The organism is Pseudomonas sp. Marseille-Q5117, assembly GCF_946901175.1.
In the GTDB taxonomy this organism is placed as follows: Bacteria; Pseudomonadota; Gammaproteobacteria; order Pseudomonadales; family Pseudomonadaceae; genus Aquipseudomonas; species Aquipseudomonas iranensis.
The window spans coordinates 42,077-63,801 of record NZ_CAMPPP010000001.1 but is presented as its reverse complement, the minus strand read 5'-3'; the positions used below and the strand labels follow the sequence as shown (position 1 = coordinate 63,801).

The 21,725-nt window shown below is 61.2% G+C and carries 16 protein-coding genes; 9 read left to right on the top strand and 7 right to left on the bottom strand.

The features are described from left to right. Positions 1-342 precede the first annotated feature (342 nt). The 3 genes from OC605_RS00250 to OC605_RS00240 form a co-directional block, all read right to left on the bottom strand. The gene (locus OC605_RS00250) at positions 343-1,242 is read right to left on the bottom strand and encodes a hydroxymethylglutaryl-CoA lyase (protein WP_262135997.1); all 900 of its coding nucleotides are present in this window, start codon (positions 1,240-1,242) and stop codon (positions 343-345) included. 145 nt (positions 1,243-1,387) lie between these two features. Continuing rightward, on the bottom strand, positions 1,388-1,786 hold the full coding sequence (locus OC605_RS00245; RefSeq protein ID WP_039763349.1) for a MerR family transcriptional regulator: 399 nt from the start codon (positions 1,784-1,786) through the stop codon (positions 1,388-1,390). Between the two features lie 198 nt (positions 1,787-1,984). After that, positions 1,985-2,914, bottom strand: coding sequence for a LysR family transcriptional regulator (locus OC605_RS00240; RefSeq protein WP_262135995.1), 930 nt, complete (start codon positions 2,912-2,914; stop codon positions 1,985-1,987). 171 nt (positions 2,915-3,085) lie between these two features. Here OC605_RS00240 and OC605_RS00235 point away from each other — a divergent pair, with 171 nt between their 5' ends. Then, positions 3,086-4,315, top strand: a complete 1,230-nt coding sequence (locus OC605_RS00235; protein ID WP_024013435.1) for an acyl-CoA dehydrogenase — start codon at positions 3,086-3,088, stop codon at positions 4,313-4,315. Positions 4,316-4,436: 121 nt separating this feature from the next. Here the strand turns inward: OC605_RS00235 and OC605_RS00230 are convergent, their stop codons facing one another. Both OC605_RS00230 and xthA read right to left on the bottom strand, forming a co-directional pair. Continuing rightward, positions 4,437-5,771 (bottom strand): phosphate ABC transporter substrate-binding/OmpA family protein, encoded by a 1,335-nt coding sequence (locus OC605_RS00230; protein ID WP_262135994.1) that lies wholly within the window; start codon positions 5,769-5,771, stop codon positions 4,437-4,439. Positions 5,772-5,975: 204 nt separating this feature from the next. After that, positions 5,976-6,788 (bottom strand): exodeoxyribonuclease III, encoded by an 813-nt coding sequence (gene xthA, locus OC605_RS00225; RefSeq protein WP_095182083.1) that lies wholly within the window; start codon positions 6,786-6,788, stop codon positions 5,976-5,978. Positions 6,789-7,112: 324 nt separating this feature from the next. Between xthA and OC605_RS00220 the strand changes: the two genes are divergently transcribed. The 7 genes from OC605_RS00220 (at position 7,113) to OC605_RS00190 (ending at position 18,339) form a co-directional block, all read left to right on the top strand. Next, positions 7,113-7,763: a GNAT family N-acetyltransferase gene (locus OC605_RS00220; protein ID WP_262135993.1), complete on the top strand. Its 651-nt coding sequence runs from the start codon at positions 7,113-7,115 to the stop codon at positions 7,761-7,763. Positions 7,764-7,829: 66 nt separating this feature from the next. Next, positions 7,830-9,557, top strand: a complete 1,728-nt coding sequence (locus OC605_RS00215) for an autotransporter assembly complex protein TamA (protein ID WP_262135992.1) — start codon at positions 7,830-7,832, stop codon at positions 9,555-9,557. Further along, positions 9,554-13,228 (top strand): translocation/assembly module TamB domain-containing protein, encoded by a 3,675-nt coding sequence (locus tag OC605_RS00210; RefSeq protein ID WP_262135991.1) that lies wholly within the window; start codon positions 9,554-9,556, stop codon positions 13,226-13,228. The genes OC605_RS00215 and OC605_RS00210 overlap by 4 nt, the downstream gene beginning before the upstream one ends. Positions 13,229-13,476: 248 nt before the next feature. Further along, entirely contained in the window at positions 13,477-13,959 is a 483-nt protein-coding gene (locus OC605_RS00205) for a MarR family winged helix-turn-helix transcriptional regulator (protein ID WP_016775300.1), read from the top strand. Further along, entirely contained in the window at positions 13,949-15,418 is a 1,470-nt protein-coding gene (locus OC605_RS00200) for an efflux transporter outer membrane subunit (RefSeq protein ID WP_262135990.1), read from the top strand. The genes OC605_RS00205 and OC605_RS00200 overlap by 11 nt, the downstream gene beginning before the upstream one ends. Positions 15,419-15,433: 15 nt before the next feature. Next, positions 15,434-16,636 (top strand): HlyD family efflux transporter periplasmic adaptor subunit, encoded by a 1,203-nt coding sequence (locus tag OC605_RS00195; RefSeq protein ID WP_024013427.1) that lies wholly within the window; start codon positions 15,434-15,436, stop codon positions 16,634-16,636. Positions 16,637-16,809: 173 nt separating this feature from the next. Next, complete coding sequence (locus OC605_RS00190; protein ID WP_024013426.1) at positions 16,810-18,339, top strand: DHA2 family efflux MFS transporter permease subunit; 1,530 nt, start codon at positions 16,810-16,812, stop codon at positions 18,337-18,339. A gap of 184 nt (positions 18,340-18,523) precedes the next feature. Here the strand turns inward: OC605_RS00190 and lpxH are convergent, their stop codons facing one another. Further along, on the bottom strand, positions 18,524-19,270 hold the full coding sequence (gene lpxH / locus OC605_RS00185) for a UDP-2,3-diacylglucosamine diphosphatase (protein WP_133336826.1): 747 nt from the start codon (positions 19,268-19,270) through the stop codon (positions 18,524-18,526). Next, the gene (locus OC605_RS00180; protein WP_076567676.1) at positions 19,267-19,773 is read right to left on the bottom strand and encodes a peptidylprolyl isomerase; all 507 of its coding nucleotides are present in this window, start codon (positions 19,771-19,773) and stop codon (positions 19,267-19,269) included. The genes lpxH and OC605_RS00180 overlap by 4 nt, the downstream gene beginning before the upstream one ends. A 251-nt stretch (positions 19,774-20,024) precedes the next feature. Between OC605_RS00180 and OC605_RS00175 the strand changes: the two genes are divergently transcribed. Continuing rightward, positions 20,025-21,722: a glutamine--tRNA ligase/YqeY domain fusion protein gene (locus tag OC605_RS00175; RefSeq protein WP_186566387.1), complete on the top strand. Its 1,698-nt coding sequence runs from the start codon at positions 20,025-20,027 to the stop codon at positions 21,720-21,722. Positions 21,723-21,725: the final 3 nt, after the last annotated feature.

Here is a 21,725-nt window from a genome sequence, read left to right as displayed (position 1 = left end):
AACCGATTCGGGAGCTACCTGAAGGTAGTTTTATTGTTCTCTGCCCGGTTGCGGGTCACTCCTGAGAGCCCCCTGAAAAGCACACCTTCTCCAAAAAAATCTGTTAGCTGCGTCTCTGCCGTGTTGTTCTTGTTATGTCAGAGTCGTTTCGTCTTGTTTTTATTGGTTTGCGGCTTTTTATTCTTGTTATGCGATAGAGATAGCAGGTGTCGTGCCAACTTTTAAAAGCCTTTATAAATCAGCTACTTAAAGTTTTCAGGCTTTTTCGGCTCCAGGCAAAGCCAGACAATTTGTTTCCGTGTTACTCGCTTTTGCCCACATCCCTGACGCAGCGGTAACACCTCACTGCGCGCTGCGCGCCTTGGCCACCCGCGAACCGCTCGGGCGGCCGAGCACTGCGCTGATCTGCTGGCCCGCGGCAATCAAGGCGTCCAGGTCGATACCGGTCTCGATGCCCAGGCCGTTGAGCAGGTACACCACATCTTCGGTGGCAACGTTACCGCTCGCGCCTTTGGCGTACGGGCAGCCGCCGAGGCCGGCGATAGAGCTGTCGAACACCGCAATGCCTTCGAGCAGGCTGGCGTAGATGTTGGCCATGGCCTGGCCATAGGTGTCGTGGAAATGCCCGGCGAGTCTGTCCCGTGGCACCTGCGCCGAGACCACCTCGAACAGGCGCCGGGTCGCGCCGGCCGTGCCGGTGCCGATGGTGTCGCCCAGCGACACTTCATAGCAGCCCATCGCGTACAGTTCACGCGCGACCATCGCCACTTGCTCCGGCGCAACGTTGCCTTCATACGGGCAGCCCAACACACAGGAAACGTAACCGCGCACGGTAACGCCGTGTTGTTTCGCCGCCTCCATGATCGGCGCAAACCGCGCCAGGCTTTCGCTGATCGAGCAATTGATATTGCGCTGCGAGAACGCCTCGGAGGCGGCGGCGAACACCGCGACTTCCTTGACCCCGGCGGCAAGCGCGTCTTCAAAGCCGCGCAGGTTCGGCGCCAGCGCGCCGTAGGTCACGCCGGGTTTGCGCTGGATCTGCGCGAACACTTCGGCGGATCCGGCCATCTGCGGCACCCATTTCGGCGAGACGAAACTGCCGACTTCGATGTAGCCAAGCCCGGCGGCGCTCAGCGCATCGACCAGTTGCACCTTGTCAGCGACGCTGATCGGCTGGGCTTCGTTCTGCAGGCCATCGCGCGGGCCGACTTCGATCAGGCGTACTTGGGAGGGGAGGGACATGGGTGGGACCTGCCTGTTTTTTGAGTTCACGAAGAACCCTGTGGGAGCGAGCCTGCTCGCGAAAGCGGTGGATCAGTCACCGTTAATGCTGGATGACAGAATGCATTCGCGAGCAGGCTCGCTCCCACAGGGGCGCCAGTGTTGGCTAGACCGCCTGCTGGCTCTTGAGCGTCTGCTCCAGCGCCTGCACGCAGCGCTCTTCAGCAGTATCCAGCTCGAGCTTCATCTGTTCGATATCCAGCAGCTGCTGTTCGAGCTGTTCGCGGCGTTCGCTGATTTTCGCCAGCATGCTGTTGAGCTGTTTGGTGTTACCGCCGGACGGGTCGTAGAGTTCGATCAGCTCGCGGCATTCGGCCAGGGAAAAACCGATGCGCTTGCCGCGCAGGATCAGCTTCAGAGTGACCTTGTCGCGCGGCGAATAGATACGTTCCTGGCCACGACGCTCGGGGCTGAGCAGGCCTTGCTCTTCATAAAAGCGGATCGCCCGGGTGGTGATGTCCAGCTCGCGGGCGAGGTCGGAAATGCTGTAGGTCTGACTGCTCATGAAAGCGCTCGGAAAAGGGGCATGGCGCTAAGCTAATCGGTGGTTTACGTTTACGTCAAGGCTCAAGATCCTCGCTGCGTTTGCCGGCCTCTTCGCGAGCAGGCTCGCTCCCAGATTCGACCGCGTTCCTTCAGATGAAATGCAATTCATTGTGGGAGCGAGCCTGCTCGCGAAGAACGATAACGCGGTATAAAAGCCCTACACCTTCTCCAGCTTCTTCTCCTGCGCCGTCACCTGCTGGCACAACTCGATCATCTGCTCGCGCATCCAGCGGTTGGCCGGGTCCTGGTCGGTGCTTTCGTGCCAGTACAAATGCGTTTCCACCGACGGCACATCATTCACCGGCAAATTGAACGACTGCAAATCATGGCGGCGGGCGAAGCGTTCCGGCACGGTCATGACCATGTCGGTCTGCTGCATCACTTGCGAAGCCATCAAATAGTGCTGCGAGCGCAGGGCGATCTTGCGCTGGATGCCCATTTTGCCCAGCGCCAGATCGACATAACCCAGACCGCTGCGGCGGCTGGAAATATGGATGTGAGTCAGCGACAGGTAGTCATCGAGGCTGAGTTTTTCCTTGCTCGCCATTGGATGGCCCTTGCGCATGGCGCAGACGTAACGGTCGTCCATCAGCTTGACGTGGCGCACCTGCGGGTCGGTGTTGAGCGGCGCATCCACGGCGAAATCCAGACGCCCAGCTGCGAGTTCCTTGGTGGTTTCCCGGCGCTTGGACAGAAAGCTTTCGATGATCACCGTTGGCGCGAGGCGGCGCAGGCGCTGGAACAGTGGCGGCAGAATGATTGCCTCCGTCAGGTCGGTCATGCTGATGCGGTAGGTCTTGGCCGCCTGCGCCGGGTTGAAAATGCGGCTTTCCTGCACCGACACGCGCAGCAGCGACAGGGCGTTGCGCACCGGGCCGATGATGTTCTGCGCCATCGGCGTAGGCACCATGCCCTGAGCGGTGCGCACGAAGAGCGGGTCGTTGAAGGTCTCGCGCAACCGCGCCAGGGCATTGGACACCGCCGGCTGGGTGATCCCGACAATCTGCCCGGCGCGGGTCAGGTTGGCTTCGGTGTAGATCGCGTCGAAGACGATGAAAAGGTTCAGGTCGACCTTGCTCAGATTCATAACGCGGCTTCTCTTGTTATTAAGTGCAAGTGTTTTGGGGCTGACGATCAGCGGATCATATATTGGTGATGAATGTTTATACACGCCGAGAATAGGCTAGGTAAATGATCAGCGCTGTTCTAGCATCGATTGCATGACTTGAACAACCTCTGCCCGAGAAGGTAACTACCCATGGATTTCGCTTATTCGCCCAAGGTTCAGGAACTGCGTGAGCGCGTGACTGCGTTCATGGACACTTACGTTTACCCGGCCGAAGCGGTGTTCGAGCGCCAGGTCGCCGAGGGCGATCGCTGGCAGCCGACCGCGATCATGGAAGAGCTCAAGGCCAAGGCCAAGGCTGAAGGGCTGTGGAATTTGTTTCTGCCTGAGTCCGAGCTGGGCGCCGGCCTGAGCAACCTCGAATATGCGCCATTGGCGGAAATCATGGGCCGTTCCCTGCTGGGGCCGGAGCCGTTCAACTGCTCGGCGCCGGACACCGGCAACATGGAAGTGTTGGTGCGCTACGCCAATGAAGAACAGAAACAGCGCTGGCTCGAGCCGCTGCTGCGCGGCGAAATCCGTTCGGCGTTCGCCATGACCGAGCCTGATGTGGCATCTTCCGACGCAACCAACATGGCCGCCCGAGCCGTGCGCGATGGCGATCAGTGGGTAATCAACGGCAAGAAATGGTGGACTTCCGGCGCTTGCGATCCGCGCTGCAAGATCCTGATCTTCATGGGCCTGAGCAACCCCGACGCGCCGCGTCACGCCCAGCACTCGATGATTCTCGTGCCCGTCGACACCCCCGGGGTGAAAATCGTCCGGCCGCTGCCGGTGTTCGGTTACGACGACGCACCGCACGGTCACGCCGAAGTGCTGTTCGATAACGTTCGGGTGCCGTACGAAAACGTCCTGCTCGGTGAAGGACGCGGCTTTGAAATCGCTCAGGGTCGCCTTGGCCCAGGCCGCATTCACCATTGCATGCGTTCGATCGGCATGGCTGAACGGGCATTGGAACTGATGTGCAAACGCTCGGTGAGTCGCACCGCATTCGGCAAACCGCTGGCGCGTCTGGGCGGCAACATCGACAAGATCGCCGACTCGCGGATGGAGATCGACATGGCGCGTCTGCTGACGTTGAAAGCGGCGTACATGATGGACACCGTCGGCAACAAAGTGGCGAAAAGCGAGATTGCGCAGATCAAAGTCGTCGCACCGAACGTGGCCCTGCGGGTGATCGACCGGGCGATCCAGATGCACGGTGGGGCAGGGGTGTCGAACGATTTCCCGCTGGCCTATATGTACGCCATGCAGCGCACCCTGCGACTGGCCGACGGCCCCGACGAAGTGCACCGCGCGGCGATTGGCAAGTTTGAGATCGGCAAGTATGTGCCGAAGGAGATGATGCGTAGCGGTCAGTAATACCGAGTTGCCTCATTCGCGAGCAGGCTCGCTCCCACAAGATTTGTGCACGCCACAGATCCAATGTGGGAGCGAGCCTGCTCGCGAAAGGGCCTGCACATTCAGCACATCGACGTCAGGATCAATACACCCAAACCTCAACCCGCCGATTCTTGATCCGCCCTTCATCCGCACTGTTGGTCGCCACCGGCATCAGCGCACCAAAGCCGCGGACTTCGCGCATGACCACACCGTTCCTGACCAGCTCGCGCCGCACCGCCATCGCCCGTAGCTTCGACAGCAGATCAGCCCGCGCCGGGTCATCCTTCAAATCACCAAACCCCACCAGCGTCACCGCCCGCTCGGTCTTGCCATGGCGCTTTATATAGTCGAGCACCCGCGCCAGATCCTGCCGCGCCTTGTTGTCCAGACTGGCGCTGCCCTCGGCAAAACGGAAATTCACTGTCAGACGCTGGGCATGCCGGCTGAGGGATTGGTAACCCTCGGGCATCAGCGCATTCGGCGCCACGCTCATGGCCTGCACGGTCTGGCTGATAAAACCGCTAGTCGCGACGATCGCCTGTCCCTGTGGACTTTGCGCGAACGTTGCCAACGCCTGCGCCCACGGATTGCGGCTGTCCGGCGGTAGATAAAAGAACAAGCGCCGCGACAGCGGATAATCTTCGGTGGCGATCAGACTGTTCAGCGGCAGCATCGCTTGCGAGGCGCCATCGGCAATCGCCACGGCTTTGGCCTGACGCACGTAAGGCAAGCCGATGAAGCCGATACCTTGCGGATCGGCGCTGACCGCGTCGGACAACTGCTCGCTGGATTCGAAACGCTTCGCCGCGCTGCTGAGACTTTTCCCACGCCGGCTCAGGACCAGTTCCTTGAACGTGTCGTACGTCCCGGACTGATCATCCCGCGCATACAAATGGATGGCGCCGCCACGGCTACCGAGCTCTTCCCAGGTTTTCACTTCGCCGGCAAAAATCCGCGCCAGTTGCTCGGTGTTCAACTGCTCAAGCGGGTTGGCCGGGTTGAGGATAATCGCCAGGCCGTCGATGGCAATCACTTGCTCGGCCGCCGGGCTTTTCAGATCGCCGAGGGCTTGCAGGGCAAGCAGTTCGCTGTCCTTGATCTCACGGGAAGAGGCGGCCAGATCGGCGCTGGCGTTTTTCAACGCGGCGAAACCGGTGCTGGAACCGTGGGCGGCGACTTCGATGATTACGCGTTGCCCTTGTGCGGTCTGGCCAACGATGCGTTGTTCGTTGGCGGTGTCCGGGGTTTCGCGGTGGATTTTCAGCAGGCCTTGTTCCTGCAACAGGCCTTCGACCAGCGCCGGGCCGAGTTCGGCGCCGATGGTGTTGGAGCCCTGAATGCGTAATGCCGGGCCGTTTTCGGGGATCGGCAGGGCGGCGGCGGACACCGACAGCCAGCCACTCAACAGGAAAACGCAGAGAACACGCAGGGTCATTCCAGCACCGAATCAAGCCAAGGGGATTGCCGGGGAGATTAAGTCAGGCGCGTGACCGAAATATGACAGGGATTGAAGGGTGTAAATATCAATTGTGGGAGTGAGCTTGCTCGCGAAGGCGGCGTATCAGCAACATATCTGATTACTGACACTCCGCCTTCGCGAGCAAGCTCGCTCCCACAGGGATCTCAGGCAACTCGCGAATCAGGCCAGCTCAAGCCAGATCGGCGCATGATCCGACGGTTTTTCCATGCCGCGCAGTTCGTAGTCCACGCCGGCATCCTTGACCCGTGGCAGCAGGCCATGGGACGCCAGAATCACATCAATCCGCAGACCACGCTTCGGCTCATCTTCGAAACCACGGCTGCGATAATCGAACCAGCTGAACATGTCGCTCACGTCGGGGTTGAGGTGCCGATAGCTGTCGGTCAGGCCCCAGTTTTTCAGGCGCGCCATCCACTCGCGTTCTTCCGGCAGGAAGCTGCATTTGCCGGTTTTCAGCCAGCGCTTCATGTTGTCCGGGCCGATGCCGATGTCGCAGTCTTCCGGGGATATGTTCACATCACCCATCACCACCAGTGGCTGTTCATTGTGGAACTGGCTTTCCAGCAGCGCTTGCAGGTCGCTGTAGAAACGCTCCTTGGCGGGGAATTTGGTTGGGTGGTCGCGGCTTTCACCTTGTGGGAAATAGCCGTTCATGATCGTCACCGGCACGCCGTTGGCATCGGCAAAAGTGCCCCAGATAAAGCGCCGTTGCGCGTCTTCTTCATCGGTGGCGAAGCCTTTATGAATCGCAATCGGTTCGTTGCGCGAGAGCAGGGCGACACCGTAATGGCCCTTCTGGCCATGGAAGTGCACGTGGTAGCCGAGGGCGCGGATGTCGTCGTGGGGGAACTGGTCGTCGTGGACCTTGGTTTCCTGCAGGCCGATCACGTCGGGCTGATGTTTTTCGATCAGCGCTGCCAGCTGATGCGGACGGGCACGCAGTCCGTTGATGTTGAAGGAAACAATCTTCATGGTTGGCAGTCCTGGCAAAAGGGCGATGCTAGCTGACATGGGGGAGATGGGCCAGTGTGGGACAAATCATTTTGGCCTGTGGGATTTGTAGCGCTTGTCCCGACCCCATCGCTGGCAAGCCAGCTCCCACAGGTTTCTGTGGTGTATGTAAATGTTGTGAACGACGCAGACACTGTGGGAGCTGGCTTGCCAGCGATGAGGCCCGCCCCAGTCGATGAAGATCCGAGGCTGGTCTAACCTGTCAGGGGAACCACCACATCCGCCCAAGGTTCGTACCAACAAGCGCGCCAGTCTCCGAGCGCGCCTCCGGGGAGAATCACTGCAATGCCTGAAACCCAGTCCGCCGTTGCCGACATCCACATGCTCGACCGCGGCTATTCACGCGAAGCCCGCTCGTTGCTGTATCAGGCCTATCGCCACGAGCCAACCTTCGGCTATCTGTTCGAAGCCGAGCGACCCGGCTACGAACAACGCGTGCGCGCCACGGTGCGCGAGCTGGTCAAACAGCATTTTCTCCAGGACCTGCCGGCGATTGGCCTGCTGGTCAACGACCGCTTGATCGGCATTGCCCTGATTGCACCGCCGCAACGGCGCCTGGGCGTTACCGAAAGCTGGGCGTGGCGCTTGCGCATGGTGCTCAGCACCGGTTTTCGCTGCACCCGGCGTTATCTGGAATACCACGATGCCGTCGCCGCGTGCGTGCCGGGTGACTCGGTGCACGTGCTGCCGTTGCTCGGTGTGCATCCGCAGTTTCAGGGCAAGCACTACGGCGAACAGTTGCTCACCGCCGTGCACAACTGGTGCGCGGTCGATGAAACCTCGCAAGGGGTGGTGCTCGACACCGGCAACCCGCGCTACCTGGAATTCTATAAAAGGCAGGGTTATCAGGAGATCGGCGAGGTTGCCGTCGGGCCGGTGCGCGAACACGTATTTTTCCACGCCAATCCGCAGGTGTTACAAACAGCAACGGGATAACGATCGAACTTCTTCACAAATTACCTGTTCTATCAGGCTCCCGAGCCCGTGATAGCATCCGCGCCTATGAAGTTTCCACGAAGATTTACCAGCGGCGTGCTGATGCTGTTATCCAGCTGCGCGGCGCTGGCGCAAAGTGAATTGGATGTACGGATCAAGCCGTCCAACGATGAACTCAAGGCCAATATAGAAGGCTATATCGGCAGCCTCGGCGATCGCGACGAAGAAGCCTTGCTGCGCTTCACTCGCGGTGCCGAAGAGCAGGCGCGCAAAGCGGCCCAGGCGCTGGGCTACTACCAGCCGCAGATCGACAGCGACGTCAAGGGCGGGGAAAAACCGCGTCTGGTGCTGAACATCGATCCCGGCGAGCCGATTCGCCTGCGCAACGTCACCGTGCGCGTCGACGGCCCGGCGGCCTCGCTGAAATCCTTTCGCGTACCGAAAAGCGACCTGCTCAAGTCCGGCGCCGTGCTCAACCATGGCCGTTACGAAGACGCCAAACGGGTGATCCAGAACCAGGCCTCGCGCTTCGGTTACTTCAGCGGTCATTTCACCAGCCAGAAACTCATGGTCGATCCGCGCGCGGGCGTGGCCGACATCGAATTGATCTACGACAGCGGCCCGCGTTATGCGCTGGGCAAAGTCAGTTTCGAGGGCGACACGCCGTTCGACGAAGACCTGCTGCAACGCATGGTGCCGTTCAAGGCAGGCGAGCCTTATGATTCGGAACTGATCGCCGAACTCAACCGCGACCTGCAATCGAGCGGCTATTTCGAAGGCGTGCGCGTCGATGCAGCACCGACGGCAGCGCAGAACGATGTGATTCCGGTCGCCGTCAAACTCGATACGCGCAAGCCGCGCACCATGGGTCTGGGCCTCGGTTATTCGACCGACGTCGGCCCGCGGATCAAGGCCAACTGGACGCGCCACTGGGTCAACCCGCAGGGCGACAGTTACGGCTGGGAAGCTGAACTCTCGGCGCCCCGACAGAACGTCGGGCTGTTCTATGACATCCCGCTCGACCCGCCACTGACCGACAAACTGCGCTGGGCCGGCGGCTATCAGTTCGAAGACATCGAAGGCTCCGACACCCTCAGCAAGCTGCTGACCTTCGGCCCGGAATGGCACAGCAAGTTGCCCAGCGGCTGGCAGCGGGTGATCTCGCTGAAATGGCAACGTGAAGAATACGAACTCGGCGACGACTCGGGCCTGAGCACGTTGCTGATGCCCGGCATCAGTTATTCCTACCTTAAAAGCGACAACCGCATCGACCCGCGTAATGGCTATCGCCTGAGCTTCGAAAGCAAAGTGGCCAAGGAAGGCCTCGGTTCGGACAACAACCTTTTATATGGCACCGCGCTGGTCAAGGGCCTGACCACGGTGTTCGACAGGCACCGCTTGCTCGGCCGCGTGCAGGTCGGCGGCAGCGCCACCAACGGCTACAACTCGATTCCGCCGTCGCTGCGCTTTTTTGCCGGTGGCGATCAGAGCGTGCGCGGTTACGACTACCAGAGCCTGTCGCCGAAAAATTCTGACGGCGACCGCATCGGTGGCCGCTACATGATTGCCGGCAGCGTCGAGTATCAGTATTCGATCGCCGAGAAATGGCGGGCCGCGACATTCGTCGACCAGGGCAACTCTTTCAACAAACTCGAACTGCCCGACCTCAAGACCGGGGTCGGTGTAGGTGTGCGCTGGGTCTCGCCGGTCGGGCCGATCCGCCTTGACCTGGCCCACGCGCTGGACGACGACGGCGGCATCCGGCTGCACTTTTCCATGGGGCCTGAGCTGTGAAGCGTGGTGTGAAAATAACAGCGCTGACTTTGTTGGCGCTGGTCTTGTTCATCGTCTTGAGCCTGGCCGCACTGCTTGGTACGCAGGCCGGCAGTCGTTGGGCGCTGGGCCTGGTGCCGGGCCTGAGCGTGGAGAATTTCCACGGTCGCCTCGCTGGGCAGTGGAGCGCCGATCACTTGGTGTGGCAGCAGGACACCAGCCGAGTCGAGCTGAACAAGGCGATCTTCGCCTGGTCGCCACTGTGCCTGACGCGCATGACCTTGTGCATCGATCAGCTCAAGGCCGATCAGGTAATCCTGCAATTCCCGCCGAGCGAAGAAACCACCGAGAGCGGCCCGATCACACTGCCGGACCTGAAATTGCCGTTGGCCATTGAACTGGGCGATGTCGAAGTCGGCAGCCTGTTGTTCAACGGCAGCGAACAGCTCAAGGGCTTGCAACTGGCGGCGCACTGGACCGCTCAGGGCCTGCAGATCGACAGCGTGAAATTGCAGCGCGACGAGCTCAGCCTGAACCTGTCCGGCCTGCTGCAACCGAGCGGCAACTGGCCGCTGACGATTCAGGGCGATTTGACTTTGCCTTCTCCCGGCAGCGAGCCGTGGACCCTGGCGCTGAAAGTCGACGGCGACCTGCTGAAAACCCTCAAGCTGCACGCCGACAGCCGTGGCTACTTCGACGGCCAGCTGAGCGGTGAACTGCAAGCGCTGGCGGAAAACCTGCCAGCCAAGCTGCGCATCACCAGCGACGCGTTCAAGCCGAGCGCCGATCTGCCGGACACGCTGCAATTCAATCAGCTTGTGCTCACCGGCGAAGGCGACCTGAAAAACGGTTATCAACTGCTCGGCAACGCCACGCTGCCCGCCGAGAAATCACCGGTGGCGCTGCTACTGAAAGGCAAGGTCGACGCCAGCGGCGCGCAGATCGCCGGTCTTGATCTGACGGCCAGCGACAAGCAAAGCCTCAAGCTCAGCGGCAACGTCGACTGGAGCAAGGGCCTCAGCGCTCAGGCCAATATCAACTGGCAAGACTTCCCGTGGCACCGGCTCTATCCGGAAATCGACGAGCCGCAAGTGACGTTGCGCACCTTTACCGGCGAAGTGTCCTACACAGACGGCCAGTACCTCGGTAATTTCGACGCCGCGCTGGATGGCCCGGCGGGGGCGTTCACCCTGAGCAGTCCGTTCAGCGGCAGCCTCGAACAGATTGCTTTGCCTCAACTGGTCATGCGGGCCGGGCAGGGCAAGGCCGAAGGGCACGTCAATGTGCGCTTCGCCGACGGCATCGCCTGGGATACCGCGCTGGATCTGTCGGCGCTCAACCCGGCGTACTGGGTCGCCGAACTGCCGGGCACGCTGGCCGGGCCGGTGCAGAGCAAAGGCGAGATGAAGAATGATCAGCGCAGCCTCAGCGCCGACCTCGACCTCAAAGGCAAATTGCGCGGTCAGCCGGCGGTCCTCCAGGCCAAGGCTGACGGCGCTGGCGAGCGGTGGAACCTCAACGCCCTGCAGATCCGCCTCGGCGATAACAGCATCAACGGCAAGGGCAGCCTGCAGGACAAACTCGGCGGGCAGATCGACATCAAGCTGCCGCGTCTGGCCCAGCTGTGGCCGCAATTGCGCGGGCAGGTCAACGGTCAGGTCAACGTCGCCGGCACGCTGAAGGCGCCGCAGGGCAAGCTCGATCTGCAAGGTTCGCAACTGGCCTTTCAGGACAATCGCCTGCAAAGCCTCAACCTCGACGCCACGCTCGACAGCGCGCAGCGGGCGAAGATCAATCTCAAAGGCAGCGGCATTCAGACCGGCGACACCTCGCTGGGCACCCTGACCGCCAGTGCTCAGGGCGATATCAAAAGCCAGAAACTCAACCTCGACCTGATCGGACCGAAGCTGAAACTGGCCCTCGGTCTGGACGGCAACCTCGACAAGGGCAACTGGCGCGGACGCCTGGCCAGTGGCGACATTCAGGCCGGTGGCCAGGACTGGAGGCTGCAAAGCCCGGCCAGACTGGAACGCCTGGCGGACGGCCAGATCAATTTCGGCGCGCATTGCTGGCTGTCCGGCAACGCCAGCCTGTGTGGCGAAGACCAACGCCTGATGCCCGAGCCGAAGCTGCGTTATCACCTCAAGCAATTCCCGATTGAAAGCCTTGCGCAATGGTTGCCCAAGGACTTCGCCTGGCAGGGTCGACTCAACGCCGATCTGCAACTGGACTTGCCGGCGAGCGGCCCGAACGGCGCGGTCAGTGTCGATGCCAGCGGCGGCACCCTGCGCGTGCGCGACAAGGATCGCTGGCTGGATTTCCCCTATCAGACCCTCAAACTCAGCAGCAAACTCACGCCCAAGCGCGTCGACACCGAGCTCAATTTTGTCGGCGGCAAACTCGGCGAATTACTGGTGCAGGCGCAGCTCAATCCGCTGCCGAAAAACAAACCGCTGAGCGGCTCGTTCCGCCTTTCCGGCCTCGATCTTTCGGTTGCGCGACCGTTCGTGCCGATGGTGGAAAAACTCACCGGCCGGCTCAACGGCAGCGGCACTATTTCCGGTGGCCTGCTCGCACCGCTGGTCAACGGCACCGTGCAGCTCAGCGATGGCGAAGTGTCCGGCGCCGAACTGCCGATGGAGCTGCAGAATCTGCAACTGACGGCGGCGATCGCCGGCGAATCGGTGCGCCTGGACGGTGGCTGGGACAGCGGCAAGACTGGCAAAGGCAGTCTCAACGGCAACGTCGCCTGGGGGCAGGCGCTGGTGGTTGATCTGGCGCTCAAGGGCACGCAATTGCCGGTCAGCGTCGAACCCTACGCCAAACTGGAAATGGCCCCGGATCTGAAGATTTCCATGGCCGGCGATGAGCTGAAAGTTGCCGGCAAGGTGCTGGTGCCGAAAGGCGAAATCACCGTGCGCGAACTGCCGCCATCAACCGTGAAAGTCTCCGACGACACGATCATCGTTGGCGCGCAGACCGAAGAGGGCAAACCACCGATCGCGATGAAAATGAACATCGACGTAATCGTCGGCCAGGACAAGCTGAGCTTTGCCGGTTTCGGCCTGACCGCGAATCTGCAAGGTCAGGTGCACATCGGCGACAACATGGACACCCGTGGCGAACTCTGGCTCAACGACGGCCGCTATCGCGCCTACGGCCAGCGCCTGACGGTGCGTCGCGCGCGTCTGTTGTTCGCCGGTCCCATCGACCAGCCGTATCTGGACATTGAAGCGATCCGCCAGACCGACGACGTCATCGCCGGTATTCGCCTGAGCGGCAGCGCCGAACAGCCAACCACGCAGATCTTCTCCGAACCGGCGATGAGTCAGGAACAGGCGCTGTCGTACCTGGTGCTGGGCCGTCCGCTGAGCACCAGCGGCGAAGACAACAACATGCTCGCGCAAGCGGCATTGGGTCTGGGTCTGATGGGCAGCGCCGGGATCACCAGCGGCCTGGCCAAGGATCTGGGTATTCAGGACTTCCAACTCGACACCCAAGGCAGCGGCAACGACACCAGCGTCGTCGCCAGCGGCAACATCTCGGAAAAACTCAGCCTGCGCTATGGAGTGGGTGTATTCGAACCGGCCAGCACCATCGCCCTGCGCTACAAGCTGAGCAAGAAGGTCTACGTCGAAGCGGCGAGCGGCGTGGCGAGTTCGCTGGATATTTTCTACAAGCGGGATTTCTAGCTCTCGCTCCCTTCAATGATCGTTCCCACGCTCTGCGTGGGAATGCCTCAAGGGACGCTCTGCGTCCCCGCTCTCAAAAATCGACGTAGAGCGTCCCCGGCTGGATTCCCACGCGGAGCGTGGGAACGATTCAGCGTGACCGGTCAGCGACTGATTACCAAGCCCCCTAACTATTGCGTTGACATTCGCTGCCTAAGCAGTAACATCTCGACATACATTCACTGCCTAGGCAGTTATCAGGTCGACCCATGAAGCATTTCACCCCGGAAGAATTCAAACATTGCCACCTCGGCCTGCTGCTCGGTCGGGCCGCGTTGCTCAAGGACCGGATCATCGATACCCACATGGAACCGCACGGCATCACCGCCGCGCAGTTCAAGGTGTTGATCATCATGGCCCAGTTCGGCGTCGACACCCCGGCCGAGCTGTGCCGGCATCTGTCGCTGGACAGCGGGTCGATGACGCGCATGCTCGATCGTCTCGAGCAAAAGGCTTTTCTGCTTCGTCAGCGCAGCGAAGGCGACCGCCGTCAGGTGCAGTTGAAACTGACCGAGCAGGGCCAGCAACTGGCTGATCGTCTGCCGCACATCGGTGCCGATGCGATGAATGAACTGGCCGGCGCGATCTCCCGCGAAGAGCTGAAAACCCTGGAATATATCCTGAAGAAAATCCTGCTGGCCGCCGGTGACCCGATCACCATCCAGCGTCTAGGTGATCACAATGAGCGCTAACACTTTGCGCAGCAGCCTGACGCTATTGCTATCGGCGATGATCCTCGCCGGTTGCGCCAATTACAGCGGCCTCGACACCGAAGGCCAGCGCCTCGACGCGAAGAGCCTGAAGACAGCGCAGTCTCTGGACGGCGTCACCCTGTCGCCGGCGGCGTGGCCGAAAAGCGATTGGTGGAGCAGCCTCGGCGATCCGCAGCTCGACGGCCTGATCCGCGAAGCCCTGCACGACAGCCCGGACATGCAGATCGCCGCAGCCCGCGCCCATCAGGCCAGTGCCGCCGCCTATGCCGCCGATGCCGAGCGCTATCCGACCCTCGACGCCAGCGCCGGCATCAGCCGTTCGCGGCTGGCTCGTGATCAGGATCCGCTGGGGCAGGGCGGCGCCTATGCGACGGTGCGCAATGTCAGCGCCGGCTTCAATTACAACTTCGACTTGTGGGGCGGTCAGCGCGATGCCTGGGAAGCCGCACTCGGCGAGGCCCGCGCTGCCGAAGTCGACCGTCAGGCCGCGCAGCTGACACTTGCCGCTGACGTCGCCCGTGCTTATAGCGATCTCGGTCAGGCGCACATCGTTTACGACCTCGCCAGCGAAGACCTCAAGCGCACCCGGCAAATGCTCGACCTCAGTCAGCGCCGCTTGAGTTCGGGGATCGACAGCCAGTACCAGTTCCAGCAAACCCAGAGTCTGGAAGCCAGTTCTCAGGCCAGCCTGATCGACGCGGAAAAACGCTTGAACAGCGCGAAAATCGCCTTGGCCGTATTGCTCGGCAAAGGCCCGGATCGTGGCAACGAAATCGCTCGACCGAAAGTCCTGCAAGCCAGCGCCGTGGCGGTGCCGTCGGTGTTGCCGGCGGAACTGCTCGGACGCCGCCCGGATCTGGTCGCGGCGCGCTGGCGTGTCGAGGCGGCGAGCAAAGACATCGATGCGGCGAAAACCCGTTTCTATCCCAACCTCAATCTGTCGGCCTCGGCCGGCGCCGAGTCGTTGCTGGGTGATGCGATGTTCGGCTCGGCCAGTCGCTTCTTCAACATCGCGCCGACCGTGTCGCTGCCGATTTTCGATGGCGGACGCTTGCGCGCCAACCTCGATGCGCGCGACGCCGATTACGATCTGGCGGTGGCGCAGTACAACAAAAGTCTGGTGAAAGCCCTCGGCGATGTCGGCGATACGATCAGTCAGCTGCGCGATATCGGCCGGCAGATTGGCGCGCAGCAACACGCCACCGACATTGCTCAGGACTCTTACAACACCGTCGTCCAGCGTTACGGTTCCGGCATCGGCAACTACCTGGACGTGCTCAGCATCGAGCAGCAATTGCTCCAGGCCCAGCGTCAGCTGGCGACCCTCAATGCCGAGCAGATCGACCTGTCGATTCAACTGATGCAAGCGCTGGGCGGCGGCTTTCAGGGTGAAAACCTGAACGCAGCCAACGCCAGCCCAGCCTCGTCGCACCATTAATTCAAGGTATTTGTCATGGCCACTGCCGAAAACACCCAAGCTCAAGACAACACACCGGACACCGGCAACCCGCGCAAACGCAAGGTGATGCTGCTGGCCCTCGCCGTGGTCGTCCTGCTCGCCATCGCCGGCGTCTGGGCCTATCACGAATTCATTGGGCGCTTTAACGAAAGCACCGACGATGCCTACGTCAACGGCAACGTCGTGGAAATCACACCGCTGGTCACCGGCACCGTGGTCAGCATCGGCGCCGACGACGGGGATCTGGTCCAGGAAGGCCAGGTGCTGGTCAACTTCGACCCCAACGACGCCGAAGTCGGCCTGCAAAGTGCCAAGGCCAAACTGGCGCGCACCGTGCGTCAGGTGCGCGGCCTGTATAGCAACGTCGATGGCATGAAAGCCCAGGTCAACGCGCAGCAGGCCGAAGTGCAGAAGGCCCAGGACAACTACAACCGGCGGAAAAATCTCGCCCAGGGCGGGGCGATTTCCCAAGAAGAGCTGTCCCACGCCCGCGACGACCTGACCTCGGCGCAGAACGCCTTGGCTAACGCCAAACAGCAACTGAAAACCACCAGCGCACTGGTCGACGACACCGTGGTCTCGTCCCATCCGGACGTAATGTCGGCGGCTGCCGATCTGCGTCAGGCCTACCTGACCAATGCCCGCAGCACCTTGATCGCGCCGGTCACCGGTTACGTCGCCAAGCGCACTGTGCAACTTGGTCAGCGCGTGCAGCCGGGCACCGCGTTGATGGCGGTGATTCCGCTGGATCAGCTGTGGATCGACGCCAACTTCAAGGAAACCCAACTGCGTGACATGCGCATCGGTCAGCCAGTGGATATCGAGGCCGATATTTACGGCAGCGACGTGAAATACAGCGGCACCGTCGACAGCCTCGGTGCCGGTACGGGTAGCGCTTTTGCGTTGCTGCCGGCACAGAACGCCACCGGTAACTGGATCAAGATCGTCCAGCGTGTGCCGGTGCGTATCCATATCAATGCCGAAGAGCTGGCCAAGCACCCGCTGCGTGTCGGTCTGTCGACCAATGTCGAGGTCAATCTGCACGACCAGAGCGGCCCGGTACTGGCCCAGCAACCGCCGCAAAAGGCCTCGTTCAGCACCAACGTCTATGACCGCCAACTGGCCGAAGCGGACGCGATGATTGCCCAGTTGATTCACGACAACAGCGCAGCAGCAGGCAAGACCGCACAGCGCTGACACCGGTTCTGAAGCTGACTCAAGACCCTGTGGGAGCGAGCCTGCTCGCGAAGCGGTGTGTCAGACGACATCTGCGTTGGATGTCAGTCAGCATTCGCGAGCAGGCTCGCTCCCACAAAGGGCGGCTGTGTCTGTAACGGACGCAGCGCCAACCTGGTTTCAAGGGATTTACCATGAGCAATAACGCTTCTTTCACGCCGCCCAGCCTGTTGCTCAGCACCATCGGCCTGTCGCTGGCGACGTTCATGCAAGTGCTCGACACGACCATCGCCAACGTGGCGTTGCCGACGATTTCCGGCAACCTCGGGGTGAGTTCGGAGCAGGGCACCTGGGTTATTACTTCGTTTGCCGTGAGCAACGCGATTGCGCTGCCACTGACCGGTTGGCTCAGCCGCCGCTTCGGCGAGGTGAAGCTGTTTCTGTGGGCGACGATGCTGTTCGTGCTGGCGTCGTTTCTCTGCGGTATCTCCACTTCGATGCCCGAGCTGATCGGCTTTCGTGTGCTGCAAGGTCTGGTCGCCGGGCCGTTGTATCCGATGACGCAAACCCTGTTGATCGCGGTGTACCCGCCGGCGAAACGCGGGATGGCCCTGGCGCTGCTGGCGATGGTCACGGTGGTCGCGCCCATCGCCGGGCCGATTCTCGGCGGCTGGATCACCGACAGTTACAGCTGGCCGTGGATCTTCTTTATCAACGTGCCGATCGGCATCTTTGCGGTGATGGTGGTGCGTTCGCAACTGGCTAAACGGCCAGTGGTTACCAGTCGCCAGCCAATGGATTACGTCGGCCTGATCACCCTGATCATCGGTGTCGGCGCGTTGCAGGTGATCCTCGACAAGGGCAATGACCTGGACTGGTTCGAGTCGAATTTCATCATCGTCGGCGCGGCGATTTCCGTGGTCGCCCTGGCGGTGTTCGTGATCTGGGAAATGACCGACCGCCATCCAGTGGTCAACCTGCGCCTGTTCGCCCATCGCAACTTCCGCATCGGCACGCTGGTGCTGGTGCTGGGTTATGCCGGGTTCTTCGGCATCAACCTGATCCTGCCGCAGTGGCTGCAAACGCAAATGGGCTACACCGCGACCTGGGCGGGGCTTGCCGTGGCGCCGATCGGGATTCTGCCGGTGTTGCTGTCGCCGTTTGTCGGCAAATACGCGCACAAGTTCGACCTGCGTCTGCTCGCCGGCATTGCGTTTCTGGCGATTGGCCTGAGCTGCTTCATGCGTGCCGAGTTCACCAACGAAGTCGACTTCCAGCACATTGCGCTGGTGCAGTTGTTCATGGGCATCGGCGTGGCGCTGTTCTTCATGCCGACCCTGAGCATTCTGATGTCGGACTTGCCGCCGAGCCAGATCGCTGACGGCGCAGGCCTGGCGACTTTCCTGCGGACACTGGGCGGCAGCTTCGCGGCCTCGCTGACCACCTGGATCTGGATTCGCCGGGCCGATCAGCATCATGCGTATATGAGCGAGAGCATCAGCACGTTCGAGCCTGCCACCCGCGAGACCCTGAATCAGTTGGGTGGGGCGAGCCAGTCGGCGTATGCGCAGATGGATCAGATCCTCACCAGCCAGGCGTACATGCTCTCCACCGTGGATTACTTCACGTTGCTGGGCTGGGGGTTCATGGGGTTGATTCTGATCGTGTGGCTGGCTAAGCCGCCGTTTGCCGCCAAGGCCGGGCCGGCAGCTTCGGGGCACTAAGATCAAGATCAAAAGCCCCTCACCCTAACCCTCTCCCGGAGGGAGAGGGGACTGACCGCGGTGGATGTTCGGTAGACATCGACCTGCCAGACTGCAGTCGAACTCAGGTTTGGATTGCATGAAGATCGGCTCCCTTTCCCCCTCGCCCCCCTGGGGGAGAGGGCTGGGTGAGGGGGTGCAGCTTTTAGCCGTGCGGCAATGCCAGCGGCGGGGCGAAATCGAACGGGGCCAAGGCATACCCACTCTCATCCACCTGCAACGCCCATCCCTGACGATCCCAATCCCCCAGCACAATCCGCTTCGCCGCTTGTTCACCAAGCTGCAACTTGTGAATTGCCGGGCGGTGGGTGTGGCCGTGGATCAGGGTTTTCACGCCGAATTCCTGCATCACTCGCGGAATCTCTTCCGGGGTGACATCAACGATGTCATTGGCCTTCATCCGCGTCTGTGCACGGCTTTCGCTGCGTAGCTTGCGCGCCAGTTGGTGGCGGCTGCTCAGCGGCAGATGACGGAGGATGAACAGGGTGATCGGGTTGCGCAGGTAGCGGCGCAGCTTCATGTAGCCAACGTCGCGGGTGCACAGGCTGTCGCCGTGCATCAGCAGCACTGGCTCGCCGTAGAACTGCACGACACTCGGATCCTTCAGCAAGGTGCAGCCGGCCTGTTTGCAGAAGGCCTTGCCGAGCATGAAATCGCGATTGCCGTGCATCAGAAAGATGGCCGTGCCGCTGTCGCTCAAATCGCGCAGGGCTTGGCAGATGGAACGCTGAAAGGGCGTCATGGCGTCGTCGCCAATCCACGCCTCGAAGAAGTCGCCGAGGATGTACAACGCACTCGCCGAGCGGGCGCGTCCGGCGAGCAAATCCAGAAACGCCCGGGTAATGTCCGGGCGCTCCTCTTCCAGATGCAAGTCTGAAATCAGCAATATCACGCTGCGATGATCTCGGCTTTCTCGATGATCACGTCGTCTGCTGGTACGTCCTGGTGGCCGGCTTTGGAAGTGGTCGACACGCCTTTGATCTTGTCGACAACGTCGGTGCCGGCGGTCACTTTACCGAATACCGCGTAGCCCCAGCCCTGGACGTTCTTGCCGCTGTGGTTGAGGAAGGTGTTGTCGGCGACGTTTATGAAGAACTGCGCCGATGCCGAATGCGGCTCCATGGTGCGGGCCATGGCGACGGTGTATTTGTCGTTGGAGAGACCGTTGTCCGCTTCGTTCTGGATGCTTGGACGCTTGTCTTTCTTCTCTTTCATGCCTGGCTCGAAACCGCCGCCCTGGATCATGAAGTTGCCGATGACGCGGTGGAATACGGTGTTGGTGTAGTGACCAGCGTTGACGTACTCGATGAAGTTGGCAACGGTGATTGGCGCCTTTTCAGCGTTCAGTTCGATGACGATGTCGCCATGGTTGGTGGTCAGTTTGACTTGAGTCATGGTCATTACTCTTCATAGGGAATTCGTGGTTCTGGGACATTGAGCCCCACAACCGGTTCAGCCTGCTTCGGCCAAGGTGCGCAGTTTAGCGTGACAGGCGCGAATTTCGAGGCGGTTTTTCATTTCCCGGCGATTAAATGCGTGCCTTTATAAGAGCTGCTCTGTCAGGCCCTTGACAGCATCGGCTATGATAGCGGCTTTGTTTTGTCTGGCCCCTCTTTGCGGCCGCGCACCTGTACGTCAAGGATCCTATGAGCAAGCCCACTGTCGACCCTACCTCGAATGCCAAGTCCGGCCCTGCCGTGCCGGTCAACTTCCTGCGGCCGATCATCCAGGCAGACCTGGACTCGGGCAAGCACACCCAGATCGTGACTCGCTTCCCGCCGGAGCCCAACGGCTACCTGCACATCGGCCACGCCAAGTCGATCTGCGTCAACTTCGGCCTGGCCCAGGAGTTCGGCGGCGTCACGCACCTGCGTTTCGACGACACCAACCCGGCCAAGGAAGATCAGGAATACATCGACGCCATCGAAAGCGACGTCAAATGGCTGGGCTTCGAATGGTCCGGCGAAGTGCGCTACGCCTCGCAGTATTTCGACCAATTGCACGACTGGGCCGTCGAGCTGATCAAGGCCGGCAAGGCCTACGTCGACGACCTGACCCCCGAGCAGGCCAAGGAATACCGTGGCAGCCTGACCGAGCCGGGCAAGAACAGCCCGTTCCGTGACCGCACCGTGGAAGAGAACCTCGACCTGTTCGCGCGCATGAAGGCCGGTGAATTCCCGGACGGCGCGCGCGTGCTGCGGGCGAAGATCGACATGGCCTCGCCGAACATGAATCTGCGCGACCCGATCATGTATCGCATCCGCCACGCGCATCACCACCAGACCGGCGACAAGTGGTGCATCTACCCGAACTACGACTTCACCCACGGGCAGTCGGATGCCATCGAAGGCATCACCCATTCGATCTGCACCCTCGAATTCGAAAGCCATCGTCCGCTGTACGAGTGGTTCCTGGAGAACCTGCCGGTGCCGGCGAACCCGCGCCAGTACGAATTCAGCCGCCTGAACCTGAACTACACGATCACCAGCAAGCGCAAGCTCAAGCAATTGGTTGACGAGAAGCACGTCAATGGCTGGGACGATCCGCGGATGTCCACGCTGTCGGGCTTCCGCCGCCGTGGCTACACGCCGAAATCGATCCGCAACTTCTGCGAAATGATCGGCACCAACCGTTCCGACGGCGTGGTCGATTTCGGCATGCTCGAATTCAGCATTCGTGACGACCTCGACCACAGCGCACCGCGTGCCATGTGCGTGCTGCGTCCGCTGAAAGTGGTCATCACCAACTACCCGGAAGGCCAGGTCGAAAACCTCGAACTGCCACGCCACCCGAAAGAAGACATGGGCGTGCGCGCGCTGCCATTCGCTCGGGAAATCTACATCGACCGTGAAGACTTCATGGAAGAGCCGCCAAAGGGCTACAAGCGCCTGGAACCGGCTGGTGAAGTGCGTCTGCGCGGCAGCTACGTGATCCGCGCCGATGAAGCGATCAAGGACGCCGACGGCAACATCGTCGAACTGCGTTGCTCGTACGATCCGGACACCCTCGGCAAGAACCCGGAAGGGCGCAAGGTCAAAGGCGTGATCCACTGGGTGCCGGCCGCCGCCAGCGTCGAGTGCGAAGTGCGCCTGTACGATCGCCTGTTCCGTTCGCCGAACCCGGAAAAAGCCGAAGACAGCGCCAGCTTCCTCGACAATATCAACCCTGACTCGCTGCAAGTGCTGACCGGTTGTCGCGCCGAGCCATCGCTCGGCAACGCACAGCCGGAAGACCGTTTCCAGTTCGAGCGCGAAGGCTACTTCGTCGCGGACCTGAAGGACTCGAAACCCGGTCAGCCGGTATTCAACCGTACCGTGACCCTGCGTGATTCGTGGGGCCAGTGAGTG